This window comes from Mesorhizobium sp. P2_D5 (assembly GCF_056404355.1).
The window spans coordinates 1-22,788 of sequence record NZ_JBFUEE010000007.1 but is presented as its reverse complement, the minus strand read 5'-3'; the positions used below and the strand labels follow the sequence as shown (position 1 = coordinate 22,788).

General features: G+C 63.7%; 22 protein-coding genes, 1 tRNA gene and 3 pseudogenes. 18 read left to right on the top strand and 8 right to left on the bottom strand.

Going from position 1 to position 22,788, the window contains the following annotated elements:
• Position 1 precedes the first annotated feature (1 nt).
• Positions 2-1,252: an extracellular solute-binding protein gene (locus AC1DYW_RS26115; RefSeq protein ID WP_457155289.1), complete on the bottom strand. Its 1,251-nt coding sequence runs from the start codon at positions 1,250-1,252 to the stop codon at positions 2-4.
• Positions 1,253-1,401: 149 nt separating this feature from the next.
• On the opposite strand from AC1DYW_RS26115, the gene AC1DYW_RS26110 reads away from it, so the two are divergent.
• From AC1DYW_RS26110 to AC1DYW_RS26100, 3 genes are all read left to right on the top strand, one after another.
• Positions 1,402-2,328: a BadF/BadG/BcrA/BcrD ATPase family protein gene (locus tag AC1DYW_RS26110; protein ID WP_477228112.1), complete on the top strand. Its 927-nt coding sequence runs from the start codon at positions 1,402-1,404 to the stop codon at positions 2,326-2,328.
• Positions 2,329-3,351 (top strand): SIS domain-containing protein, encoded by a 1,023-nt coding sequence (locus AC1DYW_RS26105; RefSeq protein ID WP_477228111.1) that lies wholly within the window; start codon positions 2,329-2,331, stop codon positions 3,349-3,351.
• Between the two features lie 129 nt (positions 3,352-3,480).
• A complete protein-coding gene (locus AC1DYW_RS26100) occupies positions 3,481-4,707 on the top strand; it encodes an ROK family transcriptional regulator (RefSeq protein WP_477228110.1) in 1,227 nt (408 codons plus the stop codon).
• A 54-nt stretch (positions 4,708-4,761) separates the two neighbouring features.
• Here the strand turns inward: AC1DYW_RS26100 and AC1DYW_RS26095 are convergent, their stop codons facing one another.
• A complete protein-coding gene (locus AC1DYW_RS26095) occupies positions 4,762-5,397 on the bottom strand; it encodes an FMN-dependent NADH-azoreductase (protein WP_477228109.1) in 636 nt (211 codons plus the stop codon).
• 112 nt (positions 5,398-5,509) lie between these two features.
• Here AC1DYW_RS26095 and AC1DYW_RS26090 point away from each other — a divergent pair, with 112 nt between their 5' ends.
• Positions 5,510-6,472 (top strand): LysR family transcriptional regulator, encoded by a 963-nt coding sequence (locus AC1DYW_RS26090; protein ID WP_477228108.1) that lies wholly within the window; start codon positions 5,510-5,512, stop codon positions 6,470-6,472.
• On the opposite strand, the gene AC1DYW_RS26085 is transcribed toward AC1DYW_RS26090, so the two are convergent.
• Positions 6,402-7,031: a TetR/AcrR family transcriptional regulator gene (locus AC1DYW_RS26085; RefSeq protein WP_477228107.1), complete on the bottom strand. Its 630-nt coding sequence runs from the start codon at positions 7,029-7,031 to the stop codon at positions 6,402-6,404. The two genes, AC1DYW_RS26090 and AC1DYW_RS26085, sit on opposite strands and share 71 nt — an antisense overlap.
• Positions 7,032-7,097: 66 nt before the next feature.
• On the opposite strand from AC1DYW_RS26085, the gene AC1DYW_RS26080 reads away from it, so the two are divergent.
• Entirely contained in the window at positions 7,098-7,514 is a 417-nt protein-coding gene (locus tag AC1DYW_RS26080; RefSeq protein WP_477228106.1) for a VOC family protein, read from the top strand.
• Between the two features lie 107 nt (positions 7,515-7,621).
• Positions 7,622-8,566, top strand: a complete 945-nt coding sequence (locus AC1DYW_RS26075) for an arginase family protein (protein ID WP_457152451.1) — start codon at positions 7,622-7,624, stop codon at positions 8,564-8,566.
• Here the strand turns inward: AC1DYW_RS26075 and AC1DYW_RS26070 are convergent.
• Positions 8,529-9,476: a S1C family serine protease gene (locus AC1DYW_RS26070; RefSeq protein ID WP_477228105.1), complete on the bottom strand. Its 948-nt coding sequence runs from the start codon at positions 9,474-9,476 to the stop codon at positions 8,529-8,531. The genes AC1DYW_RS26075 and AC1DYW_RS26070 overlap by 38 nt on opposite strands.
• A gap of 214 nt (positions 9,477-9,690) precedes the next feature.
• Between AC1DYW_RS26070 and AC1DYW_RS26065 the strand changes: the two genes are divergently transcribed.
• The 3 genes from AC1DYW_RS26065 (at position 9,691) to AC1DYW_RS26055 (ending at position 12,193) form a co-directional block, all read left to right on the top strand.
• Positions 9,691-10,563 carry a S1C family serine protease gene (locus AC1DYW_RS26065; protein WP_477228104.1) on the top strand — a complete coding sequence of 291 codons (873 nt, stop codon included), beginning with the start codon at positions 9,691-9,693 and terminating at the stop codon, positions 10,561-10,563.
• Between the two features lie 8 nt (positions 10,564-10,571).
• Positions 10,572-11,216 carry a response regulator transcription factor gene (locus tag AC1DYW_RS26060; protein ID WP_457152448.1) on the top strand — a complete coding sequence of 215 codons (645 nt, stop codon included), beginning with the start codon at positions 10,572-10,574 and terminating at the stop codon, positions 11,214-11,216.
• Positions 11,217-11,326: 110 nt separating this feature from the next.
• Positions 11,327-12,193 (top strand): SDR family oxidoreductase, encoded by an 867-nt coding sequence (locus AC1DYW_RS26055; protein WP_477228103.1) that lies wholly within the window; start codon positions 11,327-11,329, stop codon positions 12,191-12,193.
• Positions 12,194-12,301: 108 nt separating this feature from the next.
• Here the strand turns inward: AC1DYW_RS26055 and AC1DYW_RS26050 are convergent, their stop codons facing one another.
• Positions 12,302-12,817, bottom strand: coding sequence for a TIGR00645 family protein (locus tag AC1DYW_RS26050; RefSeq protein WP_457152446.1), 516 nt, complete (start codon positions 12,815-12,817; stop codon positions 12,302-12,304).
• 319 nt (positions 12,818-13,136) lie between these two features.
• Positions 13,137-15,371: an OmpA family protein gene (locus tag AC1DYW_RS26045; protein ID WP_477228102.1), complete on the bottom strand. Its 2,235-nt coding sequence runs from the start codon at positions 15,369-15,371 to the stop codon at positions 13,137-13,139.
• A gap of 197 nt (positions 15,372-15,568) precedes the next feature.
• Between AC1DYW_RS26045 and AC1DYW_RS26040 the strand changes: the two genes are divergently transcribed.
• Positions 15,569-16,015 carry a YcgN family cysteine cluster protein gene (locus AC1DYW_RS26040; protein ID WP_095091722.1) on the top strand — a complete coding sequence of 149 codons (447 nt, stop codon included), beginning with the start codon at positions 15,569-15,571 and terminating at the stop codon, positions 16,013-16,015.
• A 272-nt stretch (positions 16,016-16,287) separates the two neighbouring features.
• Positions 16,288-16,665 carry a hypothetical protein gene (locus tag AC1DYW_RS26035; RefSeq protein WP_457154048.1) on the top strand — a complete coding sequence of 126 codons (378 nt, stop codon included), beginning with the start codon at positions 16,288-16,290 and terminating at the stop codon, positions 16,663-16,665.
• Between the two features lie 254 nt (positions 16,666-16,919).
• On the opposite strand, the gene AC1DYW_RS26030 is transcribed toward AC1DYW_RS26035, so the two are convergent.
• On the bottom strand, positions 16,920-17,633 hold the full coding sequence (locus tag AC1DYW_RS26030) for an SIMPL domain-containing protein (protein ID WP_477228101.1): 714 nt from the start codon (positions 17,631-17,633) through the stop codon (positions 16,920-16,922).
• Positions 17,634-17,768: 135 nt separating this feature from the next.
• On the opposite strand from AC1DYW_RS26030, the gene AC1DYW_RS26025 reads away from it, so the two are divergent.
• Positions 17,769-17,844: transfer RNA gene (locus AC1DYW_RS26025), tRNA-Ile, on the top strand.
• An 83-nt stretch (positions 17,845-17,927) separates the two neighbouring features.
• On the opposite strand, the pseudogene AC1DYW_RS26020 reads toward AC1DYW_RS26025, so the two are convergent.
• A pseudogene (locus tag AC1DYW_RS26020) lies at positions 17,928-18,461 on the bottom strand (tyrosine-type recombinase/integrase); the annotation flags it as partial.
• Between AC1DYW_RS26020 and AC1DYW_RS26015 the strand changes: the two are divergent.
• From AC1DYW_RS26015 to AC1DYW_RS25990, 6 genes and pseudogenes are all read left to right on the top strand, one after another.
• Positions 18,363-19,072, top strand: a pseudogene (locus AC1DYW_RS26015) (SDR family NAD(P)-dependent oxidoreductase). The pseudogenes AC1DYW_RS26020 and AC1DYW_RS26015 overlap by 99 nt on opposite strands.
• Positions 19,073-19,122: 50 nt before the next feature.
• Positions 19,123-19,875 (top strand): SDR family NAD(P)-dependent oxidoreductase, encoded by a 753-nt coding sequence (locus AC1DYW_RS26010; RefSeq protein ID WP_477228100.1) that lies wholly within the window; start codon positions 19,123-19,125, stop codon positions 19,873-19,875.
• A 28-nt stretch (positions 19,876-19,903) separates the two neighbouring features.
• On the top strand, positions 19,904-21,043 hold the full coding sequence (locus tag AC1DYW_RS26005; RefSeq protein ID WP_477228099.1) for an IS110 family RNA-guided transposase: 1,140 nt from the start codon (positions 19,904-19,906) through the stop codon (positions 21,041-21,043).
• Positions 21,044-21,053: 10 nt separating this feature from the next.
• The gene (locus tag AC1DYW_RS26000) at positions 21,054-22,031 is read left to right on the top strand and encodes an SDR family oxidoreductase (RefSeq protein ID WP_477228098.1); all 978 of its coding nucleotides are present in this window, start codon (positions 21,054-21,056) and stop codon (positions 22,029-22,031) included.
• A 179-nt stretch (positions 22,032-22,210) separates the two neighbouring features.
• Complete coding sequence (locus tag AC1DYW_RS25995) at positions 22,211-22,420, top strand: low affinity iron permease family protein (RefSeq protein ID WP_477228097.1); 210 nt, start codon at positions 22,211-22,213, stop codon at positions 22,418-22,420.
• Between the two features lie 60 nt (positions 22,421-22,480).
• Positions 22,481-22,788: pseudogene (locus tag AC1DYW_RS25990) on the top strand (hypothetical protein); the annotation flags it as partial.

Sequence of the window (22,788 nt, the reverse complement as noted above, 5' to 3'; positions counted from 1 at the left end):
TTCACTTGCCCTGGAAAGGCTTGTACCACTTGGCGAGCCCGTTGGTCAGATCGGCGGCCAACTGGTCAGGGGTGATCGAACCCGACATCATCTTGGTGATGTCGCCCTGCAGCAGCTCCGATCCCGTCGGCTTCTCGAAACGGAAGTAGACGACATTGATATGCGGCATGGCCGTCTCGTTCAACTTGGCGACGTGGGCGAGCAGTTCGTCCTTGATGACGACGCCCTTGATGGGGGAGATGTTGCCGAGCAAGGCCGAGAACTTGTCGCCGAACTCCTTGGTGCCCATCCAGTTGACCAGCTTGAGCGCGGCCTCCTTGTTGGCCGACTTGGCGTTGACGGCATAACCGCCGTCGAAGAATTTGGTCACTTGTGGCGTGTCGCCGGCCTTGGCCATTGGCGGCGCAACGAAGTCCATGTTGATCGCCGGGTTCTGGGTCCTGTAGGTGGCGATATCAAAGCTGCCGCCGGCCAGCATCGCCGCCTTGCCGCTGATGAACAGCTGGCCCGCGGTTTCATAGTCTATGCCTTCGAAACCGGGAGGCATGTAGTCGCGCAGCTCGAGCAGCTTGCCGAGTGCAGCGACATAGCGCGGGTCCTTGAAGGTAGTCTTGCCCGAAGTCAGGTCGGTGACAAAGTCCTGGCCGAGGAAGGGGTTGGTGAAGATGGCCACGAACATCTCGTTGAACCAGCTTGTGCCCATGCCGTTGGCCAGGGGATAGATGCCCTTTTCCTTGAGCGCCTTGCTGACGGTGATGAACTCATCCCATGTGGTCGGCGGGGTCAGCCCGGCCTTGGCGAAGACATCCTTGTTGATGAACAGACCGAGCGTCTGCGAGGCGAAGGGCAGTGAATAGACCTTCTTGTCGGCGCGGTAGGTGCCGGCCACCAGCGCATCGGCGGGCTGGTTGGCGAGCGAGGGCACGGTGGTCATGTCCTGCGGCTCGAAATAGCCAGCCTTCACGAACTGCTCCAGCCAGCCATAAGCGTGGGTGTGGATGACGTCACCGCCCTTGCCGGCGGCCAGCGCCGTCGAGACGATCGTCGGATAGTTCTCGTCCGGGAAGGACTCGAACTTCACATGGATGTCCGGGTTGGCCTTGGTGAAATCGGCGAAAAGTTCGTTGTAGGCGGCCTTGTCTTCCTGGCGCCACGTCCAGAACGAGATGTCGGTAGCATGCGCCACGCTTGCTGCGAGTCCCCATGCGAAAGACGCGGCCGCGAGGGCCAGGCCAATCCTTCTCCTGCTCATGTTGCAATCTCCCAATGCGCTTGATGCGCTTTTTACGACGATTATCAAATCATAGTTCTTGCCGTCTGGAAAGATAGTTTGTAAAGTTTCCTAACTAATATGGAATGGACGCGGCAACCCGCTTCGTCCGGCTTGTGCGGTGGATGTCGTTGACCCAGAAAATGATTGCAGGCGTGGATATCGGCGGCACCAAGACGCGCATCATGGTGTGCCTGGGCGAACGTACGATCGCCGACGAGGTGCTGGTGACCGAGACCTGGCGCATCCGTGAGATGGAGGCCGATGCCACGAAGCTGGCCGGCATCGTCGTCAATCTGTGTGGCGGCATGGCGCCCGCTGCCCTGGCGGTCGGCGCACATGGCTGCGACACGGGTGAACAGTGCCTGCGCTTCCAGGCGCTGCTGGCGGCCAGGACCGGCGGCGCGGTGCAGGTCGTCAACGATGCCGAACTGATGGTGCCCGCCGCTGGCCATGTCGACGGCATCGGCGTCGTCTCGGGCACCGGCTCGATTGCGGTCGCACGCACGGCTGAAGGCAAGATGCTGGCTGCCGGCGGATGGGGCTGGATCCTCGGTGACGAAGGCAGCGCGCCTGCCCTTGTGCGTGAGGCGGCCAAGGCAATCCGCCGCGCGCTCGACCGTGGCGAGGATGCCAGCGACCCGCTGATTGGAGCGCTGATGCGGGAACTTGGTACTGACGACCAGACCAAGCTTGGCATCCTGCTCAACGAAACGCGCGGCGCGGCGGTCTGGGGCCGTCATGCCAATGCCGTGTTCGACGCGGCGATCGCCGGCTCGGCGCTGGCTGTCCGTGTGATCAGGGAAGGCGGGGCAGGGCTTGCCGCGTTGGTCGAACTGCTGATCGAGCGCGGCGCCAATCCGGCCCTTGTCGTGGCCGGCGGTGGCGTCATATCTGAGCAGCCGATGTTGATGACGGCATTCGTCGACGCCATGGCGAAAGTCTCGCCGCCGAGCCAGGTGCTGTTACTACGCGAACCGCCGGTGCTCGGCGGGGTCGCGCTGGCCAGGCGGCTACTTGCCGGCCAAGGTGTGTCCTCACAAATCGGAGCCGTTTGAATGATGAAGCGTATCGGCTACCGCCAGGCGGTGGCGCGCCAGACGGAAAGTCTCGCGATCGGCAGGCGTTCAGTGGCCAGGTCGCTCGATGCTCTCGATGTCGACGTCCTTGCCGGCAAGGCGATCGGGCTTGCCGGCATTGGCGCCAGCTATCAGGCCGCCCTTGCGGGGGCGCTTTATCTGCGCGCGTGCGGCATGCGGGCCTTCGCTTACACGCCGACCGATCTCTATGGCCACACGGATGCCGCAGCGGATGCCTTCATCGCGCTTTCGGCCTCGGGGCAGAGCCGCGAAATTTCCGATGTCATGCAAGAGGCGTCGGAGGCACCGCGGCTGGCTGTATGCCGTGGCAGCGACAATCCGCTGGCTGATCTGACCGGCGCCGTGCTTGCCACGGATTCGGGCGCCGACAATGGTGCGAGTTCGACTGGCTATACCGGCACCTTGCTGGCGCTTGGCATGCTGATCGACAGGCTCGCCGGCAACAGCTTCGATTGGGCGCGTTTGCCAATCGCGGTCGCCACTGTTCTTTCCGGTGCCGAGCAGGCGGCCGGCCAGGCGGCACGGCTGCTGCAGGGCAGGACATCCATCGATATCGTCGGCGCAGGTGTCAGTTTCGCCAATGCCGGCGAGGCGGCGATGCTGATTCGTGAGGCGGTTCGGGTACCGGCATCGGGATGGGACACGCTGAACTACCTGCATGGGCCGATGGAATCGCAGGATGCGGCGACCGGACTGATCGCCATCGGCGACGGCCGCGAGGTCAAGATCGCCACCGATGTCGCCGGGTTCGGCTGCCCCTCGGTGCTGGTGACGCGGCGTACCGATGTCGCTTCTGCAGACAGGCTGGTGGTGATCTCCATTCCCGCCCTTGGCAACGCCATCGCCGACGCCATCCTGGAGATCATCGCCATCCAGCTTATCGTCGGCGACATGCAGGATGCCGCTGGCCTCACAGATATCGTTTTCCGCTACCGCCAGACCGATATCAAGCTGAAGCCTTGGTCGCCGACCGAAGTCTGACGTGTCCGCCAATTATCGAGAAAATTGCCAAACCGCCCGGCAATGAGGCATTGAAGAGGTGTGAGTCGCGGCGGCGTTCGCTCTCGCGGACGGCAACAGGATTTGCAGGGCAAAGCTCGAAAGGCAGAGATGGCGGCTGCGGAAATCCCCAATCTGACCGACAGTGCCCGCGCCGTGCTGCGTGTGCTCGCCGCGCATGGGCCTGTGACGCGGCCGAAGCTCGGAGCGATGCTCGACCTGTCGAAGCCGACCATGTCGGCCGCGGTTTCGGAATTGAGCGAACTGGGGCTTGTCGCCTCGCGAGGGCTGGAGCGCGGCGCCATTGGTCGCACGGCAACCATCTATGGCATCGGTCCGGGCGCGGGCTATGCGATCGGCGTCGATGTAGGCGCAGCCCAGGTGCGCGCTGTCGCTTATTCGATGGACGGGCAGCCGTTGTCGGCGGCGGAAGAGCCGATACCGGAGGCCAAATCCAGCCATCCCGACGACGTCGGCGCCATCGTGCTGTCGGTTACTCATGCCACCATGGGCAAGGTGGGCAAGAGTTTTCGTGCGCTGCGCGCCGTTGCCGTGGCGGTGCCGCGTATCGTTGCCAACGACCGCTTCGACCGGCCGGGCGGACCGTCGGCCGTGCTTGGCCTGCTGCGGCGCCATGTCGAAGTGCCGATCATCCTGGAAAACAACGTCAACTGCGCCGCCATTGGCGAAATGCATTACGGCGCCGCGCAGGGCCACCAGACCTTCGCCTTCCTGCAAGTTGGCGTGCGGGTTGGCCTTGGCTTCATCACCGAGGGTCGGTTGTTTCGCGGCGCCGGCGGCGCCGCCGGCGAAATCGGCCGCATGCCGTTTCCGTGGTCCGTCAGCGAGACGCCCTATCGTGAAGGGCTCGAACATTATCTCGGCTCGCGGGCGCTGATCGAGCGATGCCGTGTCGACTGGCCCTTGCAGGAAGGCGCGCCGCCCGACTCGGCCAAGGATCTGTTCGCGCGCGCCCGGGAGGGTTCGGCGTCTGCGATGGCGGCTGTCGAGCGTCATGCCGCCGATATCGGCAGACTGGCGGCCGGCTGCATCGGTATGCTCGACCCCGGCCTGATCGTGCTTGGCGGCGGCGTTGGCAGAAACCCGCTGATGACGGAAAATGTCGAGCGCGTCGCGGCAGAACTTGCGTGGCCGACACGCATCGCCGTCAGTTCGCTGGGAGACGGCGGCACCGCGCTTGGTGCGATGAAGCTGGCCGTGGACTACAGTCTCGGGCTCATGCTGCGCGAAGGCCGGCATCCGGCTGTGGTGTTGCCGCCTTTGCCCGAGATCGCGCAAGACACGACGGATATTGTCGCTGAGGCAAAGGACGCTTGACCACAAAAAAGGCAGGCGCCAGGCGCCTGCCTTTCAATTTCGACGATTGATGGCTTATGCGGCCGCAGAGACCTGCTGGCTGGCCGCCACCACGGCATCGACCTTGGCAGTCGCCTTGGCGAGCGCGGCGGTGACCGCGTCAGGGCCCATGCCGACGCCTTCGATGCGGATGACGTCGACATCGGTCATGCCGAGGAAGCCGAGCACGCCGCGCAGATAGGGAATGGCGTGATCGAACTGGACGGCCGCGCCTTCGGAATAAATGCCGCCCGAAGCCAGCACGATATAGACCTTCTTGCCGGTGACGAGGCCCTTGGGGCCGTTCTCGCCATAGGCAAAGCTCTTGCCGGAGCGGGCGATGTGATCCACCCAGGACTTCAGCGTCGAGGAGATGTTGAAGTTGATGAAGCCGGTGGCGAGGATCACCGTGTCGGCGGCGAACAGTTCGTCGAGCACAACGTCGGAGACGCCGACGACTTCAGCCTGGCGCGGGGTGCGGGCTTCAGCCGGGGTGTAGATGCCGGTCGAATAGTCGGCGTCGATATGCGGCAACGGGTTGGCGACGAGGTCGCGCACGACAAGCGTGTTCGACGGATCGGCAGCGAGGAGCTTTTCAGCGAATTCAGTAGCAATGCGGGTCGAGTGCGAGGCAGTGCCGCGGGGGCTCGATGTAACGAGAAGGATAGACATTTTGGGCTCTCCAGGGGGTTGTATTAATTTGTCCCGCTGGATATGGGGCCATCGACCCATTTGAAAAACTGGCATATTTTCTATACTATCCATCTATGAAGTGGATATGGTCATGCAGCCCAACCCGACGCTCGATCAACTTCAGGTCTTTTTGACTGTCGCCGAGGCCGGCAGTTTCTCGGCCGCCGGCCGCAAGCTCAACCGCGCGCAATCCGTCATCAGCTATGGCATCGCCAATCTCGAGGCGCAGCTCGGACTGAAGCTGTTCGAGCGCGAGGGCACGCGCGAGCCGCAACTGACCGAGATCGGCCGGGCGATGCTGGAGGATGCGCGACGCATGGTCGGCGTGCTGCAGCGGATCCGCACGCGAGCCGACGGCTACCATCAGGGGCTGGAGGCGGAAGTCGCGCTGTCGGTCGATGCGGCGCTGCCCTCGCCAGTATTGGTTCGGGTGCTGAAGGCATTCGAGGCGCAGTTCCCAACCGTGACGCTGCGCCTGCACATAGGCTCGCTGGGGTTGATCCCGGATCACGTCGTCAGCAGGCAGGCCGATCTCGGCATTGGCGGTCTGCTGGGCGAAGTCGACGATGTGCATCTTGTGCGCATCGGCTTCATGTCGATCGTGCTGGCTGCCGCGCCAAGTCACCCGCTGGCGTTGCTGCCGAAGCCCGTGGCAATCGAGGATGCGCGCGAACACATCCAGCTTGTCGTCACCGACCAGTCCGAACGTACCAAGGGGCGCGACTTCGGTGTTTTCGCCTACCGCACCTGGCGGCTGACGGATATGCGCACCAAGCATATGCTGATGCGCGAGGGGCTGGGCTGGGGCGGGCTGCCGCGCTGGCTGATCGCCGACGACCTGGCCAGCGGCCGGCTGGTGGAACTCGACCTCGAGCCTTTCAGGGAGGCGAACTCGCCACTTTTTGCCATGCATCGCAACGACAGCAGCCCGAAGCCGGCGGCGGCCTGGCTAATCGAGCAGTTCAAACGCCAGCTCGGCTGCTTCAACGAGTTCGAGCCGGGCCAGATACCTGACGAGGAGGACCTGGTGAGAGCCCATCAATCAGCGCCATGAGCACGGTGCGGTAGTCTTCGGCTGACTCACCGGCCTCGGTGGCCAGGGCCGCACGGTCGAAGGCGGAAGCCAGCAGCGCGGTCAGCGCCTCGACAGGCAATCTCGTCATCGTCTGCGCCCGCATCGCCGCGACAAGCCCCTCGCGCAGCGAGCGGTTGCCATGGCGGTTGTCGATCGCGTCCATGGCGGCGCGGCCAAGCACGGCCGGCCCGTCAAGCAGCAACAGCCGCGTGCGGCCGGGCGCGCGCATGGCGACGAGATAGGCGTCCGAACCGGCGATCAGGGCGTCGCGGGCAAACAACGAGGGTGGCGAGGCGCGCTCGATTTCGTCAGCCACAACTGCCGCTTCCTGTTCAACCACGGCGGCGAGCAGCGCTTGCTTGTCGGCAAAGTGGTGGTAGAGCGCGCCGCGCGTGACGCCTGCGGCTGCCACGATCTCGGGGGTGCCGGTCTCGGCATAGGATTTTTCGGTGAACAATTTGCGCGCCGCGGCGATCAAGTCGGCGCGCGTCGCCTCGGTGCGGTCGCGGTTGGAACGGCGCGCGGATTCTCGTTGCATACATGCAGCCTGTATGTTAATTCAATCTACATGCAGACTGTATGTTGTTTGACGGGAGAAGGAAAGATGAAGACCACGAGCTACTACCCGGTGCTGATGACAGGCGATGTTGCCGCCACAAAGGCTTTCTATATCAAGCATTTAGGCTTCAAGCCGCTGTTCGAGAGCGACTGGTACGTGCATTTGCAATCTGCCGAGGATCGCCGCGTCAATCTTGGCATCGTCCATGGCGATCATGAAACGATCCCAGAAGAAGGGCGGGGCCGCACGTCCGGTCTGCTGATCAATTTCGAGGTCAGGAATCCAGATGCTGTCTACGAACGGATCACCGCCGCCGGCCTGCCGATCTTGTGCAGCCTGCGCGACGAACCCTTCGGCCAGCGCCATTTCATCACCAAGGACCCCAATGGCGTGTTGATCGACGTGATCAAGCCGATCCCGCCGAGCCCGGAGTTTCAGGCGCAATCTACCGAGGGTGCCTGAATGGGGTCGCTGGCAGGAACTGTCGGCAGAGATGGGCGGCGGCACCGGCTGCGTGACCTGGCGGGCATTCGCGGCCTATGGTGGGCTTGGCAAACCCAGGCTCTTCCATGCGTGAAATCTGCCTTATCCGCGCCCCGTCCAACCTTGGTCTTCGCCCGCTCCGGCCCGGCCATGTGCCAGGGACATGGCGGGCGCCGCAGGCGCTGAGCGAGGCCGGCCTGGTCAAGGTGGTTGCTCCCGCCAAGGTGGTCGATCTCGAACGGCCCGCCTACGGCACCGAACCGCAGCCTGGCACCCGACTGCGCAATGGCCCTGCGATCCGCCGGTTTAATCTGGAGCTTGCCGAGTTTGTCGCCGCCACGATCGGGCAGGGCGAATTTCCACTGATCGTCGGCGGCGATTGTTCGATCCTGCTTGGCGCGCTGGCGGCCGCACGGCGGTCCGGTCCACTGGCCCTGGTGCATGTCGACGGTCACAGCGATTTCCGTCATCCCGGCAACTACGATGCCGATGCCACGCTCGGCTCGGCCGCCGGGATGGATCTCGCGCTCGCCACCGGGCGCGGCGAACCGCTCCTGACCGAGTGGCCTGGCATTGCCGGGCCGTTGGTGGCCGACGAACGAGTGATCCAGATCGGCGAACGGGAGAGCCGTGATGCCGACTTCGCCTGGGCGGACATCAACTCCACCGCCATGACGCTGATCGACGTCTTTGCCGCGCGCGAGCTTGGCGTGGCGAGGGTGCTGGAAAAGACCCGGGCAACGCTGGCGCGGTCTCCCTACTGGCTGCATCTCGACATTGACGTGCTCGACCAGACGGTGATGCCGGCGGTGGATTCGCCCGGCAGTCCCGGCATCGATCCCGACGATCTCGTCGCTATCCTGTCCGCATTGGTTGCCGGTCCTGCCTGCATCGGCATGGACATGACGATCTTCGATCCCGACCTCGACCCGACCGGCGAACTGGCGGCGCTACTGGTGTCGCTGCTTGGGCGGGTGCTCGAGCAGCGAGACCTCAGCTGCGCGCCACCGGCGTCACCGTCACCTGACTGACGCCGGTGCGGCGCACGACGGTGCACAACGTCTCGCGGCCGATGCGCTCGGCATCGAGCAGGCGCACCAAATCGTCGACGCCGGTGACCGGGCGGCCGTCGATGGCGGCGATGATATCGCCTTCCTTCAGGCCGGCCTTCGCCGCCGGGCCATTCTTCTCGACGCTGCGCAGCCGCACCGCCGTGCTGGTCGAGACTTGCGACAAAAGGGCTGCGCGGCGCGGCAGGTTCGTCGTGTCGGCTGAGACGCCGATGAAGGCGCGGCGCACGCGGCCGAAGCGGATGATCTCAGAGATGACGAAATTGGCGGTGTTCGAGGCGACGGCGAAAGCAATGCCTTGCGCGCCATGGATCATGGCGGTGTTGACGCCGATAACCTCGCCAGCCGAAGACACCAGCGGCCCGCCGGAATTGCCGGGGTTGAGCGCTGCGTCGGTCTGGATGACATCGTCGATCAGCCGCCCGGTGGAGGCGCGCATCGAGCGGCCGAGCGCCGAGACGACGCCTGAGGTGACGGTCCATTCGAAGCCGAGCGGATTGCCGATGGCAATGGCGATCTGGCCGCGCCGCAGCCGCTTGGAATCGCCAAGGGGGGCGACATCGGCAAAGCTGCCGTCGGCACGCACCAGCGCAATGTCGGTGTCGGGGTCGCGGCCAAGCACGCGCCCCTCGCTGGAGGCGCCGTCCGGCATCGAGACACGCACCGTCTTGGCGTCGCCGACGACATGGAAATTGGTGACGACCAGTCCGTCCGGCGCGATGACGAAGCCGGAGCCATGGCCGCCCTGACCGCCAACACGCTCGATGCGGCAGACGGCGGGGCCGATGCGGTCGACGGCGTCGGCAACCGTCGTTGAATAGGCGTCGAGCAGCGTGTCGTCGGTTTGGAGTTTGGCGGCGGCGAGGGCCATTGGCGGGCTCCGTGTTTTCAGGCTTTTTCCTGTGCGTGTCGTTATCCCAAAACCGCTGAGCACTTTTGCGCGACACGCACTATATGTGCGAAGCGGCTGGAACCGTCGCGACCTGACCAGATGGCCAGTCAAACCGCCAACTAGCCGTCAGGCGAGTACCTCCAAGCGCGCTGCCGAGCGATATCTGGGGCATGAAGAAACCCAGGAGACCAACATGAGCGATTTCAATCTGAGCGCGTTTTCCCAGGCCATCGCCGATCTCGCCGCCAAGGCGGCGCCGGCAATTGCAAGTTTCGCCACGCATCATCATCGCACGGCAAGCGCCTTCCATTGGAGCGACGGCTATTTCGTCACCGCCGAGGAAGCCGTCGAGGCTGGCGAGGAGATCGAGCTGACGCTGGCCTCTGGCAAGACGGTGAAGGCCGAACTCATCGGCCGCGATCCATCGACCGGCGTCGCCCTGCTGAAGCCGGCCGATGCGGGCACAGCGCCTGCACTTACCAAGGCCGATGCGGTACGGCCCGGCAACATCGCCATCGCCATCGGCAACAGCCAGGGTTCGGCACTGGCCGTGTCGGGCTCTGTCGGCGAGGTCGGCCCGGCCTGGCGCTCGATGCGCGGCGGCACCATCGACCGGCGCATCAATCTTGCCATCGGCGCCGGCGGCCGTTTCGAGGGCGGTCCTGTGCTCGACGCCAAGGGCGCGCTGATCGGCATGCTGTTGTTCGGGCCGCGCCACCGGGCACTGGTGATGCCTTACGAGACGATCGAGCGGGCGGTTGCGACCTTGCGCGAAAAGGGTCACGTCGCGCGCGGCTATCTCGGCGCCGGGCTGCACCCGGTGCGCGACCGCGACGCGCATGGCGCGATGGTGATGAGCCTCGACGACGAGGGCCCGGCCAAGGCCGCCGGTCTTTCGCTCGGCGACATCATCGTGGCATGGAATGGCGAGGCCGTGCATGGCCCGCGCGACCTGATCCGCAGGCTCGGGCCTGACAGCGCCGGCGTTGCCGTGACACTCGGTGTCGTGCGCGGCGGCGAACAGCGCGATGTCGCGCTGACGATCGGCGAAAAGCCGCTTTCCTGAGAGGAGTGATGGACACGATCACCAGCGACCCGATCATGCATGACGGTGCCGCCTCGCGGCGGCTGGTGGTGCTGATTGCGCTTGGCGACGCGGCACGCGCCGAGCGCCTGGCTGCGTCGTTTGCCGCGAGCGAAGACCTGCTGCCTGTCGTGGCCGGCGGCGGCACGGCCGATGTCGCCATCGTTGACGACACCAGCGGTGATGCCGTGCCGGCCTCCACGCCACGGGTGCTGCTGTCGGGCAGCGGCGAGCGGCCTGCCGGCGAGGTGTTGGCCGTAATGCCTGCGGGCGCGGACGATCTGTTGATCGCCGCGGCAGCGCGGCTGGCGGCGGCCGGCTATCGCGTAACGAGCGATGGCGGACGCGGGCGCCATGAGGATTTCCATGCCAGCGATCGCGAGGCCGGCGATGGCGAGCCGTTTGACGACGAAGCCTCCGACGAGCACGCCGCCCGGCCTTCGCTGTCGCCGCGCGAGGCGGAAGTGCTGGCGCTGCTGGCCGAGGGCGCACCCAACAAGGTGATCGCGCGGCGGCTGAACATTTCCGTGCACACGGCGAAGTTCCATGTTGCCGCGATCCTGATCAAGCTGGGTGCCGCCAACCGCACAGACGCGATCGCCATCGCGATGCGCCAGGGGCTGGTGCTGGTTTAGTCACAAACCCTACGCAGCGTAACTCGACGTCCAGCGCGTCGGACCTTGCGCTGTGGTCGCCTGCCGCGCAAAGGTTCGCGCCTGCTGTGTTGCAAGGGAGGCGCAAGGAAATGTCGCTCAAGGGAAAGACGCTGTTCATCTCCGGCGGGTCGCGCGGCATCGGGCTGGCGATCGCGCTGCGCGCCGCGCGTGACGGCGCCAATGTGACGATCGCCGCCAAGACCGCCGAGCCGCATCCGAAGCTTCCGGGCACGATCTACACCGCGGCTGAAGAGATCGAGCAGGCCGGCGGCAAGGCGCTGCCTGTGCTGTGCGACATCCGCGAGGAAGCACAGGTTGCCGAGGCGATTTCAAGGACCGTCGAAAAGTTCGGCGGCATCGACATCTGCGTCAACAATGCCAGCGCCATCCAACTCACCGGCACGCTGGAAACCGACATGAAGCGCTACGATCTGATGCACCAGATCAATACGCGCGGCACCTTCCTGGTCTCCAAAATGTGCATTCCGCACCTGAAGTTGGCTAATAATCCTCACATTCTGAATCTGGCGCCGCCGCTCGACATGAAGGCCAAATGGTTCAAGAACCATGTCGCCTACACGATGGCCAAGTTCGGCATGTCAATGTGCACGCTGGGCATGAGCGCCGAGTTCGCAAAGGACGGCATCGCGGTCAATTCGCTGTGGCCGATCTCGACCATCGACACGGCGGCGGTGCGCAATCTGCTCGGCGGCGCAACTGTGGCGGCGATGAGCCGTTCGCCCGACATCATGGCCGATGCCGCGCATGCGATCTTCATGCGGCCATCGCGCGAGGCGACCGGCAATTTCTATATCGACGAGGAGGTGCTGCGCGCCGAGGGCGTCAGCGATTTGTCCATCTATGCGCCGGGCGCGACCGGGCCGCTGGCTGGCGACTTCTTCGTGCCGGACGAGGTGTTTGCGCGGACGGACACGAAGATCAAGCGGATCTACTAGAGGCTCGAGGCCGCTAGCCGCCAATCCTTGAGCTGCGGAAAATCCTGCTTATGCAAGGCGATAGGGCGCCGATCCTGCTGGATTGATTCAACGCCAGCAGGCGTCACCTCACGCCTCGTCCTTCTTGCCTTTGCTCAGGCCCATCAGCCGGTCGATATAGGCGAGCATGAAGGCCGAGACGACGAAGGCGAGGTGGATGATGGTCAGCCACATCAACTGGTCGGTCGAATAGGAAGACGAGTTGAGGAACACCTGCAAGAGGTGGATGGAAGAGATGGCAACGATGGTCGAGGCAACTTTGACCTTCAGCGAACCGACATCGATCGTGCCCAGCCAATGCACGCCACCGTCTTCATCGTCGAAGCGGCTGACGAAGTTCTCGTAGCCCGAGATGATGACCATCACGACCAGCGAGGCGACCAGTGCGGCATCGATCAGCCCCAGCATCTTCAGGATCGTGTCGGTGTCGCCAAGCGTCAACGCCACGGTGACGAACTCGTAGAGCTTCTTGCCGAAGGACAGCGCATAGATTGCCAGCGCCACGCCCAGCCCGAGATAGAAAACGACCAGCAGCCAGCGCGAGGCAAGGATGATCGATTCGATGGCCAGTTCGAGACGCTTCATGGAGTGGTTCCGGGGTTCTCTTGGGATAGTGGGCCGCGAGGTGGTGGCTCGTATTTCGGTCAGGTCGTCCCTGTTTGCAAGACAAAAAACCCCGCCGGTGAGGGACCGGCGGGGCTCAATGCGTCCCGCTGGAGTCGGGACGGGGCAGGGAACGCCCTGTCAAGAATCTGGGGTAGGTGAACCCACGATTCAATGAGCCGGCGCTAATGCCGGTACAATTCTTGTTGAACCTGACATGTCGAGCCATCCCCGGCAGGACCGGGGATGGCTGCTTCTCGTGCAGAGTCCGCAAACCAGGTCATGGTTTTGAAATCATGACCTAATTGTTGCTGGCGACGGGCGCCACCAGCGAGGTGATGCGGCGAATGGCGACGCGTCGGTTCTCGCGGTTGGGCGCGGCCGTGTTGACCTTCAGATACTCCTCGCCATAGCCCTGCGTCGTCAGGTTCTCCGGCGGAATGCCGAAGGCATTGGTGAGGGCCTCCGCCACCGCTTCGGCGCGACGATCGGACAAAGCGAGGTTGGCCTCTGGCGTGCCGACGGCATCTGTGTGGCCTTCGATCAGGAAGGTCTCGGCCGGGTTCTTCTTCAGCAGCTTGTCCATCGCGCTGGCGACACCCTCGAGCTTCTGCACCTCGGTGTCGGAGATCGAGGCCGAGCCGAATTCGAAGTTCAGCGTGTCGAGGTCGACACGGCGTGCGATGTCGCGCACGCGGGCCGAACGCTTGACCTCGTCGATCGAATAGAGGCGCTGGACCTTCTCCACCGGCGGCTGTTCGAGGAAGGTGTAGTAGTCGTCCGGGCTCTCGACGTCCTCGGAATCGAGGATGTACTGCCGGCGCGGGATGGTCAGTCGCATCGGCGGCAGGTCGTCGCCGGGATCGCGCCAGTCGCCCTCATCCTGATAGTCCTGCTCGTCGACATAGCTCAGCACGTATTCGCGCCCGTCAGGGGTGATGCGCGAACGCTGGATGACATCGCCGTAGCGGTTGCGGATGGTGACGATCTGGACGCCATTGCCGCGCTCGACCGTCTCGCGTGTGCGGCCTTGCGGCAGATCCTCGTAGTAGACGTCCTTGGCGCCACGGTTCATGCGCGGACCGTCATTGCTCTGGACGATCGTCTGGTTGTTGAGCTGGATGATGACGCGGTCGCCGATTTCCTTGAGCACGTCGACGCCCTTGGGACGGCGGCGGTCGCGGATGTTCTCGTCAGGTGCACGATCGACGCGCTTGCCTTTTTCCTCCGTCACAGGGACCATTTTTTCGGGCTTGATCTCCTGCTGGGCGGCCTTGTCGTCGGTGGGCGGTGGACCCTGATCGACAGGCGCGACCACGGGCTTGCGGCCCTGATCGCCACCTTGCTGGGCGTTCTGCCCACCATTCTGCTGCTCGCCATTCTGCTGGCCGTTCTGGTTGGCGGGCTTCCTGCGGCCCTGGTCCTTGCCACCCTTGCGCTCGGCATCCTTCTGGCTGTCCAGTATGGGAGCGGTGTTCGGATCGGCAGGTGCCTCGCCCTGGACAGGCGCCGCCTTGCCGCCATTGGCCGGTTGCTCGGCTATGGCAGGCTTTTCGCCATTGGCCGGTTGTTCGCCCGTGGCAGGCTGCACGCCGGTGACAGGCTGCTCACCAACCGGTTTCTTACCGTGCTTCTTGGTCTTGTCCTGCGGCTGCTCGCCCTGGGCCGCTGGCTGTTCGCCGGCGGGAGCCGGTTCGACCTTGGGCTTCGCCACTTCGGCCGGAGCTTGCTTCTCGGTCGGTGCCGGGGCGGCTTCCGGCACGACGGCCGGTTTGGCCGTTTCGACAGGCTTCTTCTGCTTCTCAGGCTTCTGTGCGGGCTCGACGGCCGGTGCTATCGTGGTCGGCTCGGCCTGCTGATCCTGCTTGTGCCTCTTGCGCGGCTTGGCTTGCTCGCCCTGCTGGTTGTCGTTGGCCGGTTCGGCCTGGCCGGCAGGAGCCGCTTCGGCTGGCGCCTGCTCAGTCTGCTGCTGCTCGCGCTTTTTCTTGCGCGGCTGCTGCGCTTCGGCGGCTGGAGCGGCCTGCTCTGCGGGTGCCGCTTCGGCCGGCGCCTGCTCGGTCTGCTGCTGTTCGCGCTTCTTCTTGCGCGGCTGCTGCGCTTCGGCGGCTGGAGCGGCTTGCTCGGCCGGCGCCTGCTCAGTCTGCTGTTGCTGCTGCTGATCGCGCTTCTTCCTCCGAGGTTGCTGCTCTTCGACAGCCGGAGCGGCCTGCTCGGCAGGGGCGGACTCGGTCTGCTGTTGCTTCTCACGCTTCTTGCGCGGCTGCTCCTGCTCGGCGGGCTGCTCGCCCTGGGCTGCGGGCGCCGCCTGCTGCTCTGGCTCGGCCTTCTTCCGCTCCCTTTGTTTCGGCTGCTTCTGCGCACAGGCTTCGGCCGATTCGCCCTCGGCGCACGCTGCCTGCGCCAAAATGAACGCGGCTGACGTGTGCTGGGCAGGGTCGAAGGCGGCACTTCCCTGAAGCGGGAACGCGCCCAACGGCGCGGATGCCATCAGCAGGCCAAGTGCGGTGCCTGCCAGAATCCGTGGTTGGCGTTTCATCGAAAACTCTCCTTATGGGGTCCCATCCTTGCCGAAACCGATCTTGCGCCGATTGGTTCCAGTTTGGTTGCGATAGACGCCGTACGGGGCGATTGGCCGGCCTTTTGAAGGCAACTTCGTGTCATTCACCCGGCGATCGCCGCATTCCGGCCGTTGCCGCGCTTGACCTTGCCGGCGGCTGGGGCCACATGCCGGGAATGGAAACGCCGTTCTGGAAAACCAAGGCGCTGGAGGCGATGAGCCCGGCTGAGTGGGAGTCGCTGTGCGACGGTTGCGGCAAATGCTGCCTGTCAAAGCTCGAGGACGAGGACACCGGCGAGATCTACTGGACCAGTGTCGGGTGCCGGCTGTTCGACGCGCAGAGCTGCCGCTGTTCGGACTACGCCAACCGGCTGGCGCGCGTTCCCGACTGCGTGGGGCTGACGCCGCAGAACGTTCGCACCATCAGCTGGCTGCCCAGCACCTGCGCCTACAGGCTGGTGGCCGAGGGCCATGACCTCTACTGGTGGCACCGGCTCGTGTCGGGCAGCGCCGAGACCGTGCATGAGGCCGGCATGTCGATGCGCGGGCGGGTCAAGGCAAGCGAGACCGATCTCGCCGAGCCGGAAGACTATTTTGATTACCTGCTGGACGACGAGCCGTAGGGCTCGCATGGAGACGACCAGCCGCAGGGCTCCGCGTTGGAACGAACAAGCTGGTCTTCAGCCAAACTGCTGGATTGGGATCCGGGCACTGAGTGAGGCGTTTTGGAGCATTCACCCCTGCCGTGGACGATGGTAGATGGCCGGCGAAATCCTTTTCCGCCACATGAACCGGAGATGAACGGCCGGTTCGCAATGAGTTCAGACAGCCAAGTGCATTCTCCCCCCATCGGTTCACGAGGACGGGCGAAAGCCCGCAACAAGGAGAGAAGACAATGTTCAACACGATCAAGACGGCAGCCCTTTCGGCTCTGGTCGGTCTCGGCACGCTGGCCGCCATCCCGGCCCATGCCGACAGCCTCTATCTCGGCTTCGGCAACAACAACGACACGCGCTTCGGCGTCTATGCCGGCGACGACGGCTATCGCCACCGCCGTGATGAACGTCGCGGCTGGGGTGATGAACGCCGCGGCGAATGGCGTCGTGGCTGTTCGCCGGACCGCGCGCTCGACAAGGCCGAACGCATGGGTCTCCACCGCGTCCGCATCCTCGACGTCAGCCGTCGTACGGTGAAGGTGATGGGCCGACAGTACGGCGACCGCGTCGTCGTCGTGTTCGCCAACGACCGCGGCTGCCCGGTTATCTATCGCTGAAGCCGGGTCCGGCTTGAATACAAGGGCATGATCTCCTTCAAAGATCAGCCTGGCGGCATGCCCCTCATCGAGGGTTAGCCGGGCAGCATGATCTTCTGCGAAGATCATGCTGGGAGTAGCCGAGCCCCTTTCCTGCTGGAAGGGCGTGGCTCGAAAAAACCCCGCGGGAGCAATCCCGCGGGGTTTTTCATATAGGGCGTTGGCTGAAGGCTCGATCCATGGCCGAGCAAGCCCCACCATGGATCGTCAGGCGCTTACTTCAGTTCGAAGGTGACGGTGACCTGGACGTTGTAGGAATTCTCGCCGGCCTGTACCGGAGCCGCAGCGCCCGCTGCGGCATCGAAGGCCTTGGCGTTGATCGGCATTGGTGTCGGCGCGATGTTCTGGTCGGTGATCTCGAGCACCCGTCCGAGGCTGACGCCGGCGGCCTCGGCAAGCGTCTTGGCCTTGGCCACGGCGTTGGCCACCGCCTTCTTGCGGGCCTCGGTGACGGTCGCTGCCGGGTTGTCGTTGGTGAAGGTTATGCCGCCACCCTGGTTGACGCCGAGCGATACCGCCTTGTCCAGAATCTCGCCCGTCTTGTCGACATCGCGCACCCGCACCGACAGCGTGTTGGTCACTTGATAGGCGACGAGTTCGGCTTCCTGGCTGCCATCAGGCTTGTTGGTGTAGTTGTAGCGCGGGTTGATCTGGATGCCGGCGGTCTGCAGGTCGCGGTCCTTGATGCCAGCCGACTTCATGGCGGCGATCACGGCGGCCATGGCGTCGTTGTTGGCGTCGAGCGCCGCACGCGCGGTCTTGGCTTCGCGCATGACGCTGAGCGTCAGGATCGCCAGATCGGGGGCTACGGTTGCTTCGCCTTCGCCCGACACAATGATGCGGGGCGGCGTCGGCAAATCGGTGGCTCCAGCCATCGCCGGAAAAACGATTGCAGCGGCGAGCGCGAGAGGCAAAAGGCGTCTGGTCATGAAAATCTCCTTGGTCCGCGATCAAAGTCGCAGAGGTCGCGTAGAGCGCGATTATGGGTTGATTTGGGCGATCCGTGGAAGCCCGACGGGAAAGCCTTGTGCGGCGATGCGAAAAACATTAATCCAGCCCGCGTGGGGCCTGTAGCTCAATGGTTAGAGCCGGCGGCTCATAACCGCTTGGTTGGGGGTTCGAGTCCCTCCGGGCCCACCATTATCGTTATTTATCAATGGTTTATAGAATGGTTCGCCACGAGGTTCGCCAATAGGTTCGCCAAGCATCGGCTTGCGCGTCACGAGACGCATGACTCGATCCATCCCTTGGACCGCCAGCCGAACCTGCGAGGCCTCGCGCGAATAAAGCTCGGCATGGTCGATATCGTCGTGACCGAGCACGTCCATGAGCTGTCTCGTTGAGGCCTCGGCCTCCGCCAGATAAACACCGAGCGACTTCCGCAAGCCATGCAGTGTCAACCCCTTCGGAAGATCGGCAAGCTTGCACCAATGCGCCATCATTCCAGTCAGCGACTTGGCGGAGAACGGCTCACCGTAGCCGTTGACCAGAACGGTCTCGCCGCGCCTGTCGGCCGCATCCAGGATCTCGGACAGCATCGGTGTGATCGGCACGAAAAGCCGTTTGCCACCTGTTCGTCCCTTGTTCTTGGCCTGAACGATATCAAATCCGTCCAAGTGACGCTCGACACCGTCGATGAAGACGCGGCGGGTGACCCTCTGATCCCAGCGCAGGCCCGCGACGTCGCCGCGGCGATTGCCGAGCCAAAGCGATTCGTCGAGGAGGGCGCCTTCGTCTTCATCTTCGGCCGCCGACAGGAAGCGCTCGACGCCGCTGTGGCGGACCTCGGGCCCAATGCCCGCGCGGTGAAAGGCTCGGTCTCGGATGAGGCCGACCTCGACCGGCTCTACGCGGCGGTGAAGCACGAGCGCGGAAGCCTCGACATCGTCTTCGCCACGGGGCCGGAGGCCCGCTCCCGCTCGGTCAGATGACCGCCGAGCACATTGACGAAACCTTCGACACCAATGTGAAAGGTACGATTTTCACGGTCCAAAAGGCGTTGCCGCTGATGGGCCCGGGCGGTTCGATCATCCTGACCGGATCGAGCGCCGGCACCACGGGCGCCCCGGGATTCACTGCCTACAGCGCGAGCAAGGCGGCCGTGCGCAACCTCGCGCGGACCTGGGCCGAGGACCTGAAGGGCACTGGCATCCGCGTAAACGTGCTATCGCCCGGAGCGACGGCGACCGAGCTCGCGAAGGAGGCGCTGGGCGAGGAGGGGCAGAAGGCCTACGGCGCGATGACCCCGCTCCAGCGCATGGCCGACCCGGCGGAGATCGGAGCCGTGGCCGCCTTCCTCGCGTCGCCGGACAGCAGCTTCATGACCGCCAGCGAAGTCGCCGTCGACGGCGGCCTGGCCCAACTCTGACCTCGGCGCGGTTCCGTACCTAGCTCACACACAGCGAAAGACAAAAGATCATGAAAGCACTCGAGGGTAAAATCGCGGTCATCACGGGCGGAAGCAGTGGGATCGGGTTAGGGACAGCCAAGCGCTTCGTGGAAGAAGGTGCGCACGTCGTGATCACCGGGCGAAGAGAGAAAGAGCTGAAGGAGGCCGCTACCTTCATCATGAGAGACGTTACGACGGTCGTCGGCGACGTATCGCGCTTGGAAGATCTGGACCACCTCTATGCCGTCGTGAAAGAGAAACATGGTCACATCGACATTCTCTTCGCGAACGCGGGCGCAGGGACAATCGCACCGCTCGCGGTCGCCACTGAGGCACATTTTGATCAGACCTTCGATGTGAACGTGAAGGGTCTGTTCTTTACGGTGCAGAAGGCCCTTCCCCTGTTCAAAGACGGCGGCTCGATCATCCTGACATCTTCCGTCGCGAACGTGTTGGGGGTGCCCGGATTTAGCGCCTACGCCGCGAGCAAGGCGGCTGTTCGCAACTTCGCGCGCGCTTGGACACTGGAGCTGAAAGACCGCCAAATTCGCGTGAATACGGTGAGCCCCGGACCGATCGAGACTCCCGCGCTAGAGACGACGACGGGCCTCACCCCTGAGCAAGCCGAGCAAGCGGCCGCCCAGTTTGCTTCACAGATACCGATGGGTCGCAGAGGCCAACCGGAGGAAATTGCGGCTGCGGTCACGTTCCTCGCCTCCGACGAAAGTTCTTTCATCACCGGCGTCGACCTCGCGGTCGATGGCGGCATGGCCCAGGTCTGAACTGGGCAGCACAAGATTGGAGAACGTTATGAGCTACGCAATTATCGGTTTCGGCAAGATCGGTCACGCTCTCGCCAAGGCGTTTGCGGGCTCCACTGTCATTGACGTCTATCCAGGCGACGGCGATTGGACGCGCCTGTTCTCCGACGTCGTGGGCCCCGAAGGTCGGGTCTACAGCTTCGTGCCGGCCGAAGTCGCCGACTTCAAGAACGATCCGGTTGGGCGTGTGCTGCCGTTCTTTGAGAGCCTGCCGCGTTGCCTGGTCGGAATCGAAGCCTGCAGTTCGTCGCATTATTGGGCGAGAGAACTGACTGCACGTGGCCATGATGTGCGGCTGCTGCCGGCACAGTATGTGAAGCCTTATCTGAAGCGGCAGAAGAATGATGCTGCAGATGCAGAAGCCATCTGCGAGGCCGTGACACGACCGACTATGCGCTTCGTGCCGGTGAAGTCGCCCGAGCAGCAGAGTGTGATGATGCTGCACCGGGTTCGATTGATGCTCAACCGCCAGCGGACACAGATATCGAACGCGTTGCGGGCGCACCTATCCGAGTTCGGGGTCGTGGCGCCGATCGGGCGTAATGGAATTGAGCAACTTCTCGTGGTCATCAACGACGAGAACGATGCCAGGATACCGGCCGACGCACGGCTTTGCCTGAGGATGCTGGAAGCACAGCTTCGTGTCGTGAAGGAACAGATCCTCGAAAACGATCGCCGGGTCCGTGCGAGTGCGCGAGAGACCGAACTGGGTCGCAGGTTGATGGAGATTCCGGGCGTTGGCCCGCTGCTGGCGAGTGCGTTCGTTGCGACCGTCGCCGATCCGCACGCATTCAAGTCGGGGCGATGCCTCTCGGCTTGGATCGGGCTCGTGCCGAAGCAAAACTCGAGCGGGGGCAAGGAGAAGCTCAGCAGCATCTCCAAGGCAGGTAATCGCTACCTGCGCCAGCTGCTCGTCGTCGGAGCGATGGCAGTCATCCGCTATGCCGAACGGAACGGGACCAGGCGGCCTTGGCTGGTGCAACTGATGGCGCGGCGAAGAACCAAGGTCGCGGCGGCGGGTTTTCCAGGCTCCATTGGACAGGCTGCTGGTGTCGGGCGCTCAGCGAGCATTTTTCCAATTGGCACAGCCAACCTTTTCCTAAAACGCACGTTGTTCCTCCGCAACTGAGGAGACATCGATGCCGAGCGATAAGAAAACCGACACGTCAACGACCGTCCGAAAACAGCGGCGAATACAGCGCAAGGTCGACGCCGACGATCGAATGAAACCAAAATCGACATCCGACGGCGCCATGCAGGCCGGTGCGCGAGCATACCCGGCGCCACCCTTTCCAAAGCAGCATCATCCGAAACCCGGCCCTGAAGCAGAAACCAAGCCGGCGCCGCTATACGATGCACCGTTCTGGCGCGGCTCTGGCAAGCTCGAGGGCAAGGTGGCGCTGGTCACCGGAGGTGATTCCGGCATTGGGCGTGCGGTCGCCGTCCTTTTCGCGCGCGAAGGCGCAGACATTGCGATCGTCTATCTGTCGGAGGATGGCGACGCCGAGGTAACGAAACACTCGGTGGAAAACGAAGGCGGCCGCTGCATCACCATCCGAGGAGATGTCGCGGATCGAACCTTCTGCCGCAGAGCTGTGGCCAACACGGTCAAGGAACTGGGAGGCCTCGACGTGCTCGTAAACAACGCAGCATTCCAGGTTCATTCAATGGATTTTGCCGACCTGACTGAGGAGCATTTCGACACCACCTTGAAGACCAACCTCTACGGCTATTTCCACATGGCCCAAGAGGCGGTGGCGCATATGAAGGCCGGCTCAGCAATCATCAATACGGGATCTATAACCGGAATAGACGGTTCGAAAGAACTGATCGACTACTCGATGACCAAGGGCGGTATTCACGCCTTCACAAGAGCGCTGTCAGGCAACCTTATCGGCAAAGGCATTCGCGTCAATGCAGTGGCTCCGGGGCCGGTGTGGACACCGCTCAACCCGTCTGAAAAGCAGGCCGACGATGTCTCGCAGTTCGGCGCGAAAACACCTATGAAGCGGCCGGCACAGCCGGAAGAAATCGCCCCGGCCTATGTCTTTTTGGCGTCGCCGCAATGTTCGAGCTACATCACCGGAGAGATCCTGCCGATTATAGGGGGCTATTAAAGAACGGCGGCGCCGGGCAATCATGGACTAAGCCCGTCAATACGTTCGCAAGAATGCGCTAACCGCTTCGGCTACAGAGCGTGGTGGTCCAGTGCGGCTCAACCCGGAGGTTCCATCCGGAACGCTTGCATGTCCAACGGGTTGTTGGCGCCGATGGCAGGAGCGTTGGAGCCGTAAAAATGGAAAAGACGTTCAATCTGGTCGCCAACGCGGTCGCACACGCAACTGGGCGCACTTGGGCTTTTGCGCTATCCTTGGCGCCAGTGGTCGTCTGGGCCGCGACCGGGCCAGTTTTCCATTACTCTGAACCACAATCATTACCTTCCTCATGGTATCCTGATCCAGAATACCCAGAATCGCGATGTCCGCTTGGCCCGCGCCAACCCTAGCCCGTCCCAACTGCGCCGACCATTTGACGGAACATCCCGACGTCAGCGACGTTTGAGCGGATGGCTCTCATTACCAAGTTTGCATCTGCCGTGGTGGTTCTGTCTGGCACGTACCAGCGCATTGCCCTGCACGAGGCGGTCATGGGCACGCGCCACAGCGAGTTGGACAATGCACGGAAGTTTTCGAACGGCATCACCGCTGTGCTCTATGCATTCAACAGCGGCGCGTCGACTGTCGTCATATCGGGCATCAATCCCGGCTCGACCGGCCATGTCTACAACGAGCTCGGCTTGAGGAGGCTTCATAGCCACATGGACAGCTCGATCTTGCTGAAGCTACGCGGCCGTGGCGCCAATCTCTTCACGGC